The sequence below is a fragment of the Flavobacterium ammonificans genome, from assembly GCF_020886115.1.
Taxonomy (GTDB): domain Bacteria; phylum Bacteroidota; class Bacteroidia; order Flavobacteriales; family Flavobacteriaceae; genus Flavobacterium; species Flavobacterium ammonificans.
Window position 1 is genome coordinate 2,213,430 of the sequence record NZ_AP025185.1, and the last position, 15,892, is coordinate 2,229,321.

Below are 15,892 nucleotides of genomic sequence, written 5' to 3' on the forward strand. Positions count from 1 at the left end.
TCAAATGATTGATATTTCGATTATTATTGTAAATTACAAAAGTTGGAGCGAATTAAATAATTGCCTCCAATCAATTATTGCTATCAATAGTGATCGATTTACATTAGAAACAATTGTCGTAGATAACGAATCTAATGATTATAAAATAAATGAATTCAAACAATTGTTTCCAACTGTTACGTTTATTGAGAATAGTGGAAACAATGGATTTGCTAATGGATGTAATTTAGGAGCCTCTATAGCTAAAGGAAAGTATTTGTTCTTTTTAAATCCAGACACAGTAATTAACGAAGACGCCGTTTTTAAACTTTGGAAAACTTCTAATGAGAATTCTAACTATGGTATAGTTAGTTGTCGTCAGACCAATGAAAATTATGGAAAATATACGGAAATAAGATTTTTCCCTTCATTCTTTACGCTTTTTGGATATTCAAGAGTCATTTATAGAATTGTAAATTACTTTCACCTTAATAATAAGTTTAATTTTCACAAAGAAATCGTTTTTCCAGACTGGGTTACTGGAGCAGCAGTTTTCATTAGTAAGGAATGGTTTGCAAGTGTAAATGGATGGACTGAAAAATACTGGTTGTATTTTGAAGACGTTGATTTGTGCAAGAAAATAAAAGAAAATAATGGAGAAATTTGTTTAATTCGAACCACAAATATATTTCATAAACATGGTGGTTCAACCAGAATAAACATAAAGACTAAGGCGCTAACTAAAACTGAAGTACTTATTTCTAAACATGTTTATTTTAGTGAACATAAATCAGGAATAACAAAGCATTTGATTCAAAGTTTATTAGTAACCTCACTGCTATTTGAAAAATTAACCTTGGCAATACTGGGATTAATTTTCTTTTACATCCCAAAGTTAAAAGTGAATATTTTTATTTTTATTAATTTAATAAAATATTATATTAATGCAATTTCAAAAAAAACATGGATTAGCCCTCGATCAGTAAAATACTTACAAAAATAGGATGTCTATTTAGAGAAAAAACTTACTTTTGAATGTTTAATTAATCTATTATATAATTATCCCATTATAATTACAAAAAATCCCAATCTAAAATTTTTGAAATGAATATAGGTTTTGAGGCAAAAAGAATATTTCACAACAGAACTGGTCTGGGCAATTACAGCCGTGATTTGGTGAGGATTCTTAGTCAATACTTTCCTGAAAACAAGTATTTTTTATATAATCCAATTCCAACAAACAAAAATCTTTTTAAAACAAATAATAGTAGTGTTTTTGAAAAAAAACCTAATTCAAATTTTTATTCAAGGTTCTATAACATCTGGAGACAAAAAGGAGTTGTAAAAGATTTAGTAACCGATGAAATTATTTTGTTTCATGGACTATCCGGAGAAATACCGAGAGGACTTAAGCAAACTAAAATTAAAAGTATTGTAACCGTTCATGATCTAATTTTCATGAGATTACCCCAATTTTATCCATTTTGGGACAGGGTAATTTATTTCTATAAATTTGGAAAATCTACACGTGAAGCTGATATAGTTATCGCAATAAGCGAGCAAACTAAAATTGATTTGATTAAATATTTTAATGTTCCATCGGATAAAATAAAAGTGATCTATCAAGGGTGTAATCCTGCTTTTAAAAAAGATTATTCAACTAAACAAAAAGAAACAGTAATTGAGAAATACAACTTACCGGTTAATTTTATTTTAAATGTTGGTACTGTTGAATGTAGAAAGAATGTTTTATCAGCTGTCAAAGCAATAAAAGATATTGACATATCTCTTGTAATTATTGGTAATCAAACACCATACAAGAAAAAAGTTGAAGATTACATTGTAGAAAATAATATAGAACATAAAATTCTATTTCTAAATGATGTTGATGTTGAAGAATTAGCAATCATTTACCAACTCGCTACTTTATTTATTTATCCATCTTTATATGAAGGTTTTGGTATTCCAATAATAGAATCATTATACTCTAAAACCCCCGTAATCACAACAAAAGGGGGCGTTTTTCATGAATCTGGTGGCCAAAGCACCTTATATATTGACTCAAACAATATTGAAGAGATCAAGAATTCAATCCAACTGTTGTTAAACAATCACGAATTAAGAGCCGAAATGGCAAACAAAGGCTATGATTATGTTCAAAAATTCAATGATGAACTTATTGCTGCTAATGTTTACAATGTTTATAAATCTTTGTTGTAGTGAAAACTTCAAAAAAAACAGTATCTGTCATTTTGCCAAATTTTAATGGTAGAGAATTGCTTGAAGAATTTATCCCTTCAATTATTGAGGCGCTCACCTTTTCGAATATTGAATACGAATTCATTCTTGTAGATGATCAATCGACTGATAATTCTGTTGATTATATAAAAAATCATTTTCCTTCAATTATATTGGTTGAAAATAAAATCAACAGAGGTTTTTCTTTCACTTGCAATAGAGGGATTGAAATAGCTAAAAAAGATCTTGTTTTTTTAGTGAATTCTGATGTAAAACTTTCTATTGACTATTTTGAACAGCAATTAAAGTATTTCGAAATGAATGAGACTTTTGGAGTAATGGGACAGATCAAAAATTATGAGAGTCTTAAAACTGAAGATCATGCTCGATTTCCAAGATTTAAAGGAGTCAAACTTAAAGCAACTAAATTTTACTACTCAACCAATTCTTCTGAAAAAGTATTCACAACCTACTTATCTGGGGCAAATGCATTAATATGTAATCAAAAATTGAAATCATTAAATGGCTTTGATGAGATATATTCTCCATTTTATTTTGAAGATTTTGATTTAGGATTACGAGCATGGAAGATGGGATGGAAACTGTATTACGAGCATCAGTCAATTTGTTTTCATAAAGTAAGTGCTACTACTAAAAATCTAAACAAGTCAAATCTAGTTAACCGGATTTATTATAGAAATAGTTTTATATTACACGCTATCCATTTAAATGGGTTTAGAAAAAAAATATGGTATTCTCAGTTATTTACTTCTACTCTATTGTGGCACTTAATTAAAGGAGAGTTTTGGATTATTTATAGTCTAATTGATTTCTTAAAAAACAAAAAGAAAATACAAGAATCCATAACCAAAATAAAAAAAATACAACTTGAATTAAATATTACTATTGGTATTGATGATATTTTAAGTATTTTTAAAAATTCATTGAAAAACAAATCAATTAAATGGATTTAATTGATTTAAATCATTTCGTAACTTAAAATGTAAATAATGGCATTATCTGTAGCTATGTGTACCTATAATGGTTCAAGATTTATTAAAGATCAATTAAACAGTATCATTGAACAATCTAGACCAGTTAATGAAATTATTATTTGTGATGACTGTTCTACAGATAATACCATAGAAATCATTAATGACTATATAAATAAATATCCTGGTTTAATCCAACTGTATCAAAACAAAGAAAACCTTAGAAGCACTAAGAATTTTGAAAATGCAATTTCACATTGTACAGGTGATTATATATTCTTAGCAGATCAGGATGATATTTGGGACTTCTATAAAGTAGAAAAAATAATTACGAAATTTGAAGCAAATGAATCTTTGGAAGGAATTTTTACTAATGGAAACTTAATTGATGATGATGGTGAAATTTTTCCAAATACTAATATGTGGGATACTTTCTATTTTTTTGAAAAAAATTTAGATAAGCCCATTGATTTATTATGTTTACTTAAACACCATGCTAATATGGTTACTGGGGCAACATTATGTATAAAAAAATCAATACGAGATATTATTTTACCATTTCCAGATTTAACAAAAAAGAAGTTTTTTCACGACGAATGGATTGCTTTAATTTTGGCCTCTAGAAATAGTTTAGACTATATTAATGAAAATCTTATCTCATATAGAATCCATACAAGTCAACAGATTGGTATTGGAAGAAAAAAATTAGACGATGTGATAGTTCCTCATCCACACCTTATTTATACCTTACAAATTACAAATCAATACCTACCAAATAGTTTTACACAATGTAGAAGAATTAGTCGTATTTATTATAATTGTTATAAGAAATTTAACACTCTTGCCATTTTTTATAAAGACAAAAAATCACCCGTAGATTTTAATGCAATCGCACAAGAAAACCTTAAACTTTATAACAAAGCTGAAAAAAAATTAAGAGAAAATAGCTGGTATCGCTACAAGCTTAGAAAAGTTTCAAAATTCCTATTCAGAAAGAAAAAAGTATTGTAATCTACCATTATTAAATTCATGAAAAAAATCCTATTCCAATTCGTTCTATTTTTATTTTCAATTAGTTTAACTGCTCAATCAATACCTGTAGGTTCCATTGATTATATGGACGAACGTTTACGAAATGAACAACTTTTAAATTTTAATGTAGACAACAGTTCATTTACGATAAGACCATTACTACGAAAATCTGATTCTACTCAAAACTCCCAAAAAACAAACCAATTTAATTTTAAAATTCTTCCAGTCTCTCTCGTTCAACAGTACAATTCATTACTTCCACTTGGAAGAAATGATGGGGTTATGATTCCTTCAAAAGGCTATCAAATGAAATTTAGTGCGGGATTTTTTGTGAGTTATAAAAATTTAAGTTTTCAATTTAATCCAGAATATGTAAATGCTGAGAATTTACCTTTTGAAATTTTTCCCGACTACATAAATAGTTCCGTTAGATTAAACTATATCAGATATTTAAATACCTACGACATTCCGGACAGATTAGGTTCTAGCCCCTACAAAAAAATATTTTGGGGACAGAGCGCTTTGAATTATAGAATCGGGAAAGTGAATATTGGGATATCAAATGAAAACTTATGGTGGGGTCCAGGTAAATACAATTCTTTAATTATGAGCAATAATGCTCCAGGTTTTATTCATTTTACTTTTAATTCAGTTAAACCTATCTCCACACCAATAGGTTCCTTTGAATGGCAACTTATCTCTGGCAGGCTTGTTGAGTCAGGCTTAGATATTCCAGCAGAATTTTATATGGTTAATGGTGTAAACCACAAAGTTTTAAAGTCCAAAGAATGGCGCTATTTATCAGGATTAACCTTAAACTACCAACCCAAATGGATTCCAGGTTTGTATCTTGGATTAAATAGAGTATTTCAATTATATAATAATGATTTAGGAAAAGGGTTTGCTGACTATTTCCCTGTAATTTCTCCATTTCAAAAAAAGAATGTAACAGATGAAGATGGAAAAAATAGAGATCAAATAGCCTCACTATTTTTAAGATGGGTGTTCAAAGAGTCTAAGGCAGAGATTTATTTTGAAAATGGTTGGAACGATCATAAACAAGATTTTTGGGATTTGCTCCAAGATCCATCACATGCTAGGGCATATACTTTTGGTTTAGGTAAAATATTTACTTTAGAATCTGGGCTAAATAAATATCTTAAATTCAATTTTGAAAATACCTTACTTCAACAAAGCGCTTCTCGAATTGCTAGACCAGCCGGAGCTTGGTACCAACATGGATCGGTATTACACGGCTATACTCATATGAGCCAAGTAATTGGAGCTGGAATAGGTCCAGGAAGTAATGCGCAAACTTTAGATATCAGTTTATGGAAAAAAACAGATGTATTCGGATTTCAAGTGGAAAGATATTCTCATAATCTTGATTTTTCTCATGATGTATATACTGATTATTCTATTGGAGAATACAATCGCAGATGGGTAGATTTAAACTTTAATGTGTATGTATTTAAGCAAATTAAAAAATTTGGATTCAATGGACGATTTACCCATAGTGTAGTGAGAAATTACCAATGGCAAATTCCTAATAATAAAAATAACTTCCAAATACAGTTATCACTTCAGTACCAACTGTAAACATATTTAACATAATTGAAAAGTATTTTTAAGTTAAAACAATCTAATATATTATAATACCTTAATGGACATCAATCAAGAAATCCACAACGCTTTTGAAGTTATAAAAAACGGAGGAATTATTCTTTACCCTACCGATACGGTATGGGGGATTGGTTGTGATGCTACAAATCCTGAGGCGGTAGCTAAAGTTTACCAACTCAAAAAAAGAACTGAAACCCAGAGTATGATTTGCCTGATGAATGGTGAGAAAATGATGTACAATGTGTTCAAAGAAATTCCGGAGGTGGCATGGCAAATTTTAGATTTGTCCGAAAATCCTACGACTTTAGTTCTTGATAATCCAAGAAATGTAGCTTCTAATTTAATTGCGTCAGATCAAACCTTAGGCATACGAATTGTTAAAGAACCTTTTTGTTTCAAATTAATGGAGCGCATGAAAAAACCATTAGTTTCTACCTCAGCCAATATATCGGGGCAACCGACTCCTAAATCATTTAAAGAAATCAGTCCCGAAATTATAAAAGGTGTAGACTATGTTGTAAATTTGCACCACGAAAAAATTGCCGGTAAGCCATCTACAATTATAAAATTGACAAATGATGCACAGGTAAAAGTGATTAGAAAGTAATTAAGTTTTACCGCAAATTCGCAAATTATAATCTATTATTTATGGGTGATTATTTACACAAAGAAGAAAGCTACAAAATTGTAGGTATTCTTTATGAAGTTCATAAGAATCTTGGTAAAGGATTTTCAGAGATTGTTTATAAAGACGCTCTCGAATACGAATTTACTCAACATAATATTCCTTTTGTAAGGGAAAAAGAATTTACTGTAAATTATAAAAATACAACTTTAAAACATAAATTTTATGCTGATTTTGTAGTTTTTGACAAAATAATTCTTGAAATTAAAACAGTCGATTGCTTCAATAATAGCCATTATAATCAATGTTTAAATTATTTAAAAATAGCCAAATTTGAATTAGCAATTCTAGCAAATTTTAATCTTATATCACTAGAATACAAAAGAATTGTACAATCTAAATATTAATTTGCGAATTTGCGGTAAAAAATGAATTACATAAACCATTCCATAATCCTGCAGGGGTAAAATAAATGAACTACAAATCGGCCTTACATAATACAATTTTTGAAGTCATATCCAAGGCTTCAGTTGAACTTAATGTAGAAAGCTACGTTATTGGCGGATTTGTTAGGGATTTACTTCTAGGAAGAAAATTTAAAAAAGACATCGATATTGTAGCTGTGGGTAGCGGAATCGAATTGGCTTTAAAAGTATCTGAATTGCTTCCAAAAAAACCAAAAGTACAAGTATTCAAAAACTACGGGACAGCTATGCTTCGTTTTGAAGATACCGAAATTGAATTTGTAGGTGCTCGAAAAGAATCCTATCATTTTGAAAGTAGAAATCCCGTTGTTGAAAATGGCACATTAGAAGATGACCAAAACCGTCGCGATTTTACAATAAATGCTTTAGCGTTATCCTTAAACAAAAATACGTTTGGCGATTTAGTCGATCCGTTTAATGGGGTTTTGGATTTGGAAAACAAAACCATAAAAACACCTCTTGATCCGGACATTACCTACTCTGACGATCCGTTGCGAATGATGCGTGCCATTCGATTTGCAACCCAGTTGGGTTTTGAAATTGAAGAAAATTCACTAGATTCAATCAAGAAAAATGCAGAACGCATTAAAATTATTTCTGGCGAACGAATCGTTGACGAACTAAATAAAATCTTATCTGCCGAAAAACCTTCTGTTGGATTTTTATTGTTATATAAAACAGGACTTTTGGATATTATTTTACCTGAACTGACCGCACTGAATCAAGTTGAGGAAATTGAAGGTCATACGCACAAAAATAATTTTTATCATACTTTGGAAGTAGTAGACAATATTTGTCCAAATACAGATGATGTATGGTTGCGTTGGTCGGCTTTATTGCACGATATTGGTAAAGCACCAACCAAACGTTTTAACAAAAAACAAGGTTGGACTTTTCACGGTCATGAATTTTTAGGCGGAAAAATGGTAAAGAAAATCTTTGAAAGATTACACATGCCGTTGAACCAAAAAATGAAATTTGTACAAAAAATGGTCATGATGAGTTCCCGACCAATTGTTTTGGCTAACGAAATTGTAACCGATTCAGCTGTGAGAAGATTAGTTTTTGATGCAGGCGAAGATGTAGATGATTTAATGACACTTTGCGAAGCGGACATTACAACAAAGAACCCAGCAAAATTCAAAAAATACCATAATAATTTTGACTTAGTTAGAAAGAAAATTATTGAGGTAGAAACTCGAGATCACGTTCGTAATTTTCAACCTCCCATTTCTGGTGAAGAAATTATGGCGATTTTTGACTTACAACCGTCGCGCGAAATTGGTGTTTTGAAAGAAGCTGTAAAAGAAGCTATTTTAGAAGGAGAAATTCCAAACGAATACCATGCTGCTTATAATTTTGTATTGAAAAGAGCTGAAAAATTAGGATTAAAAGTGAAAAATAATAAGTAAAGATTAACTTTTGTTCCAGTTTTGAAATAAAAATATTAAAATAGATTTGCAAAAAAATTAATGAAAAAATATTTTCCAAAATCGGCTAAAATAGCTTTAATTCTAGTCTATCTAGTAATTCTTGCGGGAGCATTGGTACGAATGACGGGCTCAGGAATGGGTTGTCCCGATTGGCCAAAATGCTTTGGATATTACATACCTCCTACTGAAGAAAAAGAATTACTTTATACTGTTGGCAAAGAATATTCAAAAGGACAAGTTATTATTAAAAACGAAGGTCTTTTAGTTGCTAAAGATGATTTTACTGCCCCAACCAATTTTGAAAGTACACATTGGGTAAAATATACCAAACATGATTATGCTGTATTTAATCCATTTCACACTTGGGTAGAATACCTCAATAGATTAGTTGGAGCCTTAGCCGGAATTGCGTGTCTTATTGCTTTGGTATTTTCTTTCGGTTTTTGGAAAGAAAACAAAAAGTTAGTGTTCTTAAATCTGTTGATCTGTTTTTTAATGGGCTTCCAAGCCTGGTTAGGTAAAACAGTAGTTGATTCCGTTTTGAATCCATATAAAATAACAACTCATATGTTGGCTGCTTTAGTGATTGTCGCGGTGCAATTGTATGTGATATATTCCGTCCAAGAAAAGCAAAAAATAAAATCGTTGGATACAGAATTCAAATGGGTTTTATTAATAACATTGGTTTTAACCATCCTACAAGTCATTTTTGGAACGCAAGTTAGAGAATCTGTAGATACTGTTGTAGAATCAGGTTTACCTAAAGAGGTTTGGTTGCAAAATCCTAAAGGAGGTTTCTATACTCACCGAAGTTTTTCAATTTTAGTGGTTTGTGCCAATGCTTTTTTGTTTTGGAGAAATAGAAAACTAGAATTAGGATTTACTAAAATGAATTGGGTAATAGGACTTCTTTGCATTGAAATTCTTTCTGGAATTGCGATGTATTATTTTAATTTCCCATTCGGATCTCAAACGATTCATATCGTAATGGCTACCCTTTTATTTGGCTTACAATTCTATTTAGTTTTGGAAAACTTCAAAAAAACAAACAATTATAACCGACTATAATGTCACAATATCGTCTTAACCATAATCAATGTCTAAACTAGCCGCTCAAGATAAATTTTTAGATTTATCAGATTACGGAAGACCTTTTGGAAAATTTCTTGCCAATAGCTTAAAAAATACGCGCTTTACTCCTATTCATGTCACATTATTGTTTGGCATTACTGGACTAATCGCGATGTATTGTATTTTTAACCGAAGCTATGTATGGGCGGGCTTTTTTATTGTTTTAAAGTCTGGAATAGACGCAGCCGATGGTGAATTAGCTCGTTTAAAAAACACGCCCTCCTATGTTGGTAGGTACCTTGATAGTGTGTTTGACATTATTTTAAATTTTCTGTTTTTAATGACGATTTGTTATGTATCTCAAACTTCATTTTGGCTTACTTTAATTGCATTTTTTTGCATTCAATTGCAAGGTACTTTGTACAACTACTACTATGTGATTCTGAGAAATAAATCGGTTGGTGGTGATACAACTAGTAAGGTATTTGAATACAAAACACCGAGAGCTTTACCTGGAGAAACTCAAAAATCAGTCAATATTTTATTCAAAATCTATACTATAGTTTATGGCGGTTTTGATAAAATTATTCATGCCTTAGACAGCGATGCCTATAAGGTAAAAACCTTGCCCAATTGGTTTATGACCTTAGTTTCCTTGTATGGATTAGGATTTCAATTACTAATTATCGCAGTGCTTTTACCATTAGGTCAAATCGAATGGATTATTCCTTTTTTTATTGCGTATTCTATCTTGATATTTATTTTGATTGGGATTCGGAAAACCTATTTCAACTAACCCAACCATTCCTTAAAATCAGAAACGCGTTCTCGAGCAACAATTACTTCATCGACTTTGTAAGTTGGTAGGCTAATTTTTAATCTCGAATTGGAATATACCTGAATCTCTTTTACAGACTGCATCGGGATAATAAATTTTCTATTGATGCGGAAAAAATCTTTCGGATTCAATTCCGTTTCCACTACTTCCAAACTACTATCAATCAAATAATCGCGATTATCTATAGTGTGGATGTAAGTGCCTTTGTTTTCGCTATACAAACATTCGATTTCAGCGACATCAATTACTTTGAGTTGTTGGCCTATTTTAACTGAAAAACGTTTTCTATAATCCTTCGAAACAGGATTTACTAACATCCGTTTGATGGCTTCAAAATCTAAGGAATTAATATTGTGCTGCTGAAATTGATTCTTGAACTTTGCAATTGCAGTAGCCAATTCCTCTTCATCTATCGGTTTCAATAGATAATCAATACTATTCAATTTAAAAGCACGTAATGCATATTCATCATAAGCGGTGGTAAAAATCACAGCACTTTTGATATTGATTTGTTCAAAAATTTCAAACGACAAACCATCCGACAATTGGATATCCAAAAAAATCAAATCCGGATGCGAATTATTTTGAAACCAATTCATTGATTCCTCTACAGAATGCAACAATGTATTCACCTGCAATTCTAATTTTTCAATTTTACGCTGCAATAATCTGGCTGCAGGTTTTTCGTCTTCGATGATGATAATATTCATTGCAAATACATTTCAAAATTCAACATTCGTTATTGATTAATCAATATGATATTACTCCCACTTATTTACATTTCTTTCTTTTTCCATTAACTCTTTTATTTTACGCTCTTCCCAATCTTTACCTAGAATGAAATAAGGAATAAAGGTTCCCATAGCATGAGCCAACAAACCTATTCCCCAGAAAAATGCAGTCATAAAAGTCTTGAATTGAAAAAAACTTTCTCCCGGTTCATAATTCTGAACGTTAGCAATTATAACCATAATATTAATTACCACATACACTAAAGCGTGTGTATAAAACCCTTTTAATTTTTTTACTTTTTTTACCGCCTCTTCATAACGGATTTGATCTAAATTAGTATTTTCCATCGTAATTGTTTCTTTTAAAATTATTCCCAACTGTTAGATTTATCTTTATTGATTATTTCCTGTATTTTTCGTTCTTCCCAGGACTTTCCATATCCAAAAACGCCAATGGCATGAAAAGTAACTCCCAGTCCCCATCCTAACATGGGATAAATAAACCATTTGTGATCCCAATAAGTAATATAATTAATCAAAGCAAGGGAGGGTATTACAATACAGTAGGAAGTTAAGTTTCCGTAAAACCCTTTTAATTCATCAACTCGCTTTTTAGCACGTAAATACGCATTATTTTCTTCGTTAAATTGACTAGTTCTCATCATGGTAATCTGTTTGGTTAATATAGGTAAATAGACTTTAAATAATTTTTCATTTTGAATAATTGTAACTTGTCGTTCCGTTAATAAGGCATAACGATTCACAATGTTTTGCAATCCAACTCCTTTTCCGTCCGAAAGAACTTCTTTCTTTTGCCAATTGTTTTCAACCACCAATTGATTGTCTTCGACACTAATTTTAATATGTAGAGGCTTTGAACTGCTCACCACATTGTGTTTGATGCAGTTCTCTAACAATAGCTGCAAGGACAATGGTACTACTTTAGCATCTTCGTTGGTGCTTTCGGGTAATTCATAGGAAATACTGTTCTCAAAACGCATTTCCAATAATTGCATATAGATTTTGGCAAAAGCCAATTCTTCAGAAACTGCTACTAACTCTTTGTCTTTTTGTTCCAACACATAGCGGTAAATTTTAGACAAGGAAGTCGTAAATTTTTGAGCAGTTGAAGGATTCTCTTCAATCAATGAACTCAACACATTGAGGCTATTGAATAGAAAATGAGGGTCAATTTGATTTTTTAAACTTTCAAATTGCGCATTGGCAGTAGTAGCAATGATTTTTTGTTGGTTGACTTTATTTTCTTGAAATGATTTATAAATATAAAAAACATGAAAAAGAAGAGTAACAATAAAAGTCATAAAAAAGGAAACAAAATAATTGTACCTAGTCTCGTTACTTATGAAAACACTCCAACTCTTTCCTTCAATTAATACATCTTCAATAATTCGAAGCAAAAAAATAATTGCTATTGAGATTATAAGTGAAAGAATAAAACCCCAAATTATTCTTTTTAAAGAAAAGCGATCGTTAGCAAATTTATCATCTAAGAAAATGAATAAACTGGCATTAGCAAAGTACAAACTCAAACTATACAGATTGGTGTAGCTGTAAAATTCTAGTAAACTATAATTAAATTCAATTACGGCTCCAGTCACAAATTTAATTAGTAACAGTACAATAAATACTAAATTTGAAATTACAAAAGCTCTAGGAAATTCTTTAATTAATTTATCAATCATACTTTTAGATTAAAATAAAAGTTGTTGCAAAAAAGCAATCAAACTTAGGGTTATATAAATGACTATTCGAATCATAACTTTCTATTTTTTTTTTGATGAGACAAATTTGGTTCAAAGAATCCGACTATAAAAATAAGATAAACTGAATTGTCAAAAAACTGAGATGAATTGTAAAGAAACTAATTTAGAGTAAATGAAATTCATTAATTCAAAAAAATAAATTTGATTTATTTTGCTCGAGTCATAATTAATAATTTACCTTTGAACTTTCTATAAAAACAATGATTATGGTTTATAAATTCAGAGTAATTCTAGACGCAGAAGAAGATATTTTTAGAGATATTGCTATCCTTGCCGAAGACACTTTAGAAGATTTACACAACGCTATCTTCAATTCATTTGGATTTGACGGAATGGAAGTGGCTTCTTTTTATACTTGTGATGATACTTGGAATCAAGAAGATGAAATTCCGATGTTTGACGCAGGTGATGTTCCTGGAGAACAAACCATCATGAGCGATTATAAATTAGTCGATCTTTTAGACAAACAAAATACTAAAATTATCTACGTATATGACTTTATCAATATGTGGACTTTCTTAGTAGAATTAGCTGCAGTTGAAGAACCACAAGCAGGAGCGCTATATCCTGAAACGCTTTTTTCTCATGGTGAAATGCCTGATGAAGCTATTGAAAAAAACTTTGAAGCCGATATGAACGATGATATTTATGGCGAATTTGAAGACGATTTAGACGAAGACGATCTAGATATGTTTGAAGGAGACGACAGCTTTGAAGATTTCGGATACGAAGAAAATTGGAATTAAAAAAAGGGTTAAAAGGTACATGGTTAAAAGTTTAAAAAAACAAAACTTTTAAACGCATCAACTTAGTAAACTACTAACCTATTACACTCTTAAACATTAAATTAAAATGATTAACTTATTCAATACCCATATCGACTCCCTTTCTATACATCGTGTAGGAAATAAGAGCCGTAACGAAGCTATTTTTTTATCAGAACAACCATTCAATCTAAACGATGAAATTGTTCCTTTGATCAAAGAATTTTTCTTCAAGCCTTTCAGAGAGAAAGAAGAAAATTATTTTCAGTTTGCGCACGAAGTAGATTTGGATTACAACGAAATGTACAAATTCGCTTCTCAAATATTCGAGAATCCATCTAATGTACATGAGGTTTCAAAACAAATCACCAAACATTTATTTGAACAATCGAATCATCCACACATCAAAAATGGCGAAGTATATGTTACTTATTTAACAAACCTAGCTATTGACAACAATGTGGTCGATGCCATTGGGATATTTAAAAGCGAAATACAAGCTGACTTTTTGCAATTTGAAGAAAAAGATACTCACCTTGAAATGATTTTACAACACGGGGTAAGTTTGAATAAATTAGACAAAGGTTGTTTGATTTTCAATTACAAAAAAGAGGAAGGATATAAAATACTAACGGTAGATAGTAACCGTTACGATGCCCGTTATTGGTTAGAACATTTCTTATCTGTAGATGCTTTTGAAGACGAAAATTTCATCACTAAAAAATATTTAAAGTTCTGTCAAGGCTTTGCCAAAGACGTGGTTTTCCCTGCTGAAGACAAAAAAGAAGAAGTGATGTTTATGAATCGTTCTGTGAATTATTTTGCAAAAAACGACCAGTTTGAAGAAACTAATTTCCTCAACGAAGTATTAGACAATCCTGATTTGATTCCTGAATTTAAAAATTATAAAGTAGATAAGGGAGATAAATACAGTATTGAAGACATTACCACCTTCCCTATTGCCAATGCAGCAGTTTCTGATGCTAGAAAGTCAATCAAGAACGTGATTAATTTAGACACACACATCCAAATCAAAATGGATTTTATTAACCCTGAAAGCGCCGAGAAATTTGTAGAAAAAGGTTGGGACGAAGAAAAACAAATGTACTACTACTTAGTTTACTTCAATAAAGAAGAGAAAAATTAAAATAAAATCCCCAACGAGTATTCATTAGGGATTTCTTTTTTAAATCAATGCGATTTAAACATTGTCATATTTTTGAAATTTCGTGTAATATATAAAAACGAAGCATTCATAATATTTCCCATGGATTTGGCTTTCTTAAAATTCATATCATTGGTGTAACGATACAATTCCATTTTCAATTGTTCCAAATGTGACGATGTTGATAAGGTATCGTCTCCCATAATTTTTAAAAGTCGTTTGATTCTATTTTCAGCTGAGTGAATTCTTTTAGCCAAAACAGAACGCTCTTCGTTTTTATATTGGTTGATAGAGCTTTCTTGTAATTTATCTTTTACTAATTGTACCATTGGATAATTTTCTTTGAAAAACTGTGGTCTGTACACTTTAAAATTACCTTCGTAACATTGTTGGTCAAAATCAATCGCTCTAATCCTGTACACAACTTGATCAAAATCGTGAATAGGTATCACTACATAATTATAAGCACGCATATCCCCAAGTAAACGAATCATAGAACGCTCATTAAATTTAACAAACTCCTTGGCAATTTGAGCTTTTTCCGTTTCGGTACAATCCTTGAGATGATTATTTATAAAAACATCACCAGCAATTCCCATAATATGCTCTTCAATTAATGTATCTTGATGAACTAAAAAGTTAATTTTATCAGGAGACAAAATGTGTTCTAACTCTAAACCATACACGCGAGAAGCATCCGCTTTTTTTACGTAAAAATGCGTATAATTATCATTAAGAACATTACGTATTTTAATTCGAAATGGCTTTGAATTACCAAATGTACAATAGTCGATTGAGTCAACATTTAAAAATTTGATTATCTCTAAATTACCATCCGAATGAAGCAAAGAATAGATTTTTTTAAGTGTCAAATCAATTTCTTCGCGTTCAAATTCGTTATAATACACTCGAATCCATAAAGTATCTTGATCCTCTTTGTCGTACACATTAACAGAACCTGAAAAACGAAGTAAATCATCGTAAGCAATTGGAAATTTGGATATCCGATCAAATCGTTCCAAATAATCCAACAAATCAGTGTTTATAGGATAAGATGGCTTTTTATAAATCATTAATGGTTCATCGCTCATGGAAAATGTATTTAAGACAAATTTACTGAAATTTATACTCC

Annotated in this window: 16 protein-coding genes; 12 read left to right on the forward strand and 4 right to left on the reverse strand. The window is 30.6% G+C overall.

Annotated elements, in window-relative coordinates:
* The first annotated feature begins 4 nt into the window (after positions 1 to 4).
* The 10 genes from LPC20_RS09820 (at position 5) to LPC20_RS09865 (ending at position 10,274) form a co-directional block, all read left to right on the forward strand.
* Positions 5 to 982, forward strand: coding sequence for a glycosyltransferase family 2 protein (locus tag LPC20_RS09820; protein ID WP_229324940.1), 978 nt, complete (start codon positions 5 to 7; stop codon positions 980 to 982).
* Positions 983 to 1,083: 101 nt separating this feature from the next.
* Entirely contained in the window at positions 1,084 to 2,199 is a 1,116-nt protein-coding gene (locus tag LPC20_RS09825; RefSeq protein WP_229324942.1) for a glycosyltransferase family 4 protein, read from the forward strand.
* Positions 2,199 to 3,191: a glycosyltransferase family 2 protein gene (locus LPC20_RS09830; RefSeq protein ID WP_229324944.1), complete on the forward strand. Its 993-nt coding sequence runs from the start codon at positions 2,199 to 2,201 to the stop codon at positions 3,189 to 3,191. Before LPC20_RS09825 ends, LPC20_RS09830 begins: the two co-directional genes overlap by 1 nt.
* A gap of 36 nt (positions 3,192 to 3,227) precedes the next feature.
* Complete coding sequence (locus tag LPC20_RS09835; RefSeq protein ID WP_229324946.1) at positions 3,228 to 4,220, forward strand: glycosyltransferase family 2 protein; 993 nt, start codon at positions 3,228 to 3,230, stop codon at positions 4,218 to 4,220.
* 18 nt (positions 4,221 to 4,238) lie between these two features.
* Entirely contained in the window at positions 4,239 to 5,840 is a 1,602-nt protein-coding gene (locus LPC20_RS09840; protein ID WP_229324948.1) for a capsule assembly Wzi family protein, read from the forward strand.
* 64 nt (positions 5,841 to 5,904) lie between these two features.
* On the forward strand, positions 5,905 to 6,471 hold the full coding sequence (locus tag LPC20_RS09845; RefSeq protein ID WP_229324950.1) for an L-threonylcarbamoyladenylate synthase: 567 nt from the start codon (positions 5,905 to 5,907) through the stop codon (positions 6,469 to 6,471).
* 41 nt (positions 6,472 to 6,512) lie between these two features.
* Positions 6,513 to 6,896 (forward strand): GxxExxY protein, encoded by a 384-nt coding sequence (locus LPC20_RS09850; RefSeq protein ID WP_229324952.1) that lies wholly within the window; start codon positions 6,513 to 6,515, stop codon positions 6,894 to 6,896.
* 65 nt (positions 6,897 to 6,961) lie between these two features.
* A complete protein-coding gene (locus LPC20_RS09855) occupies positions 6,962 to 8,386 on the forward strand; it encodes a CCA tRNA nucleotidyltransferase (protein WP_229324954.1) in 1,425 nt (474 codons plus the stop codon).
* A 60-nt stretch (positions 8,387 to 8,446) separates the two neighbouring features.
* Positions 8,447 to 9,475, forward strand: coding sequence for a COX15/CtaA family protein (locus LPC20_RS09860; protein WP_229324956.1), 1,029 nt, complete (start codon positions 8,447 to 8,449; stop codon positions 9,473 to 9,475).
* 28 nt (positions 9,476 to 9,503) lie between these two features.
* Positions 9,504 to 10,274, forward strand: a complete 771-nt coding sequence (locus LPC20_RS09865; protein WP_229324958.1) for a CDP-alcohol phosphatidyltransferase family protein — start codon at positions 9,504 to 9,506, stop codon at positions 10,272 to 10,274.
* On the opposite strand, the gene LPC20_RS09870 is transcribed toward LPC20_RS09865, so the two are convergent.
* Genes LPC20_RS09870 through LPC20_RS09880 form a run of 3 tightly spaced genes read right to left on the reverse strand, consistent with a single transcriptional unit; the run spans position 10,271 to position 12,750 of the window.
* Positions 10,271 to 11,026 carry a LytR/AlgR family response regulator transcription factor gene (locus LPC20_RS09870; RefSeq protein WP_229324960.1) on the reverse strand — a complete coding sequence of 252 codons (756 nt, stop codon included), beginning with the start codon at positions 11,024 to 11,026 and terminating at the stop codon, positions 10,271 to 10,273. The two genes, LPC20_RS09865 and LPC20_RS09870, sit on opposite strands and share 4 nt — an antisense overlap.
* Before the next feature lie 51 nt (positions 11,027 to 11,077).
* Complete coding sequence (locus LPC20_RS09875; RefSeq protein WP_229324962.1) at positions 11,078 to 11,395, reverse strand: 2TM domain-containing protein; 318 nt, start codon at positions 11,393 to 11,395, stop codon at positions 11,078 to 11,080.
* Between the two features lie 20 nt (positions 11,396 to 11,415).
* A complete protein-coding gene (locus tag LPC20_RS09880; RefSeq protein ID WP_229324964.1) occupies positions 11,416 to 12,750 on the reverse strand; it encodes a 2TM domain-containing protein in 1,335 nt (444 codons plus the stop codon).
* A gap of 287 nt (positions 12,751 to 13,037) precedes the next feature.
* On the opposite strand from LPC20_RS09880, the gene LPC20_RS09885 reads away from it, so the two are divergent.
* Both LPC20_RS09885 and LPC20_RS09890 read left to right on the forward strand, forming a co-directional pair.
* Complete coding sequence (locus LPC20_RS09885) at positions 13,038 to 13,577, forward strand: plasmid pRiA4b ORF-3 family protein (protein WP_229324966.1); 540 nt, start codon at positions 13,038 to 13,040, stop codon at positions 13,575 to 13,577.
* A gap of 106 nt (positions 13,578 to 13,683) precedes the next feature.
* The gene (locus tag LPC20_RS09890; protein ID WP_229324968.1) at positions 13,684 to 14,742 is read left to right on the forward strand and encodes a nucleoid-associated protein; all 1,059 of its coding nucleotides are present in this window, start codon (positions 13,684 to 13,686) and stop codon (positions 14,740 to 14,742) included.
* Positions 14,743 to 14,786: 44 nt separating this feature from the next.
* Here the strand turns inward: LPC20_RS09890 and LPC20_RS09895 are convergent, their stop codons facing one another.
* Complete coding sequence (locus LPC20_RS09895) at positions 14,787 to 15,851, reverse strand: hypothetical protein (RefSeq protein WP_229324970.1); 1,065 nt, start codon at positions 15,849 to 15,851, stop codon at positions 14,787 to 14,789.
* Positions 15,852 to 15,892 lie beyond the last annotated feature (41 nt).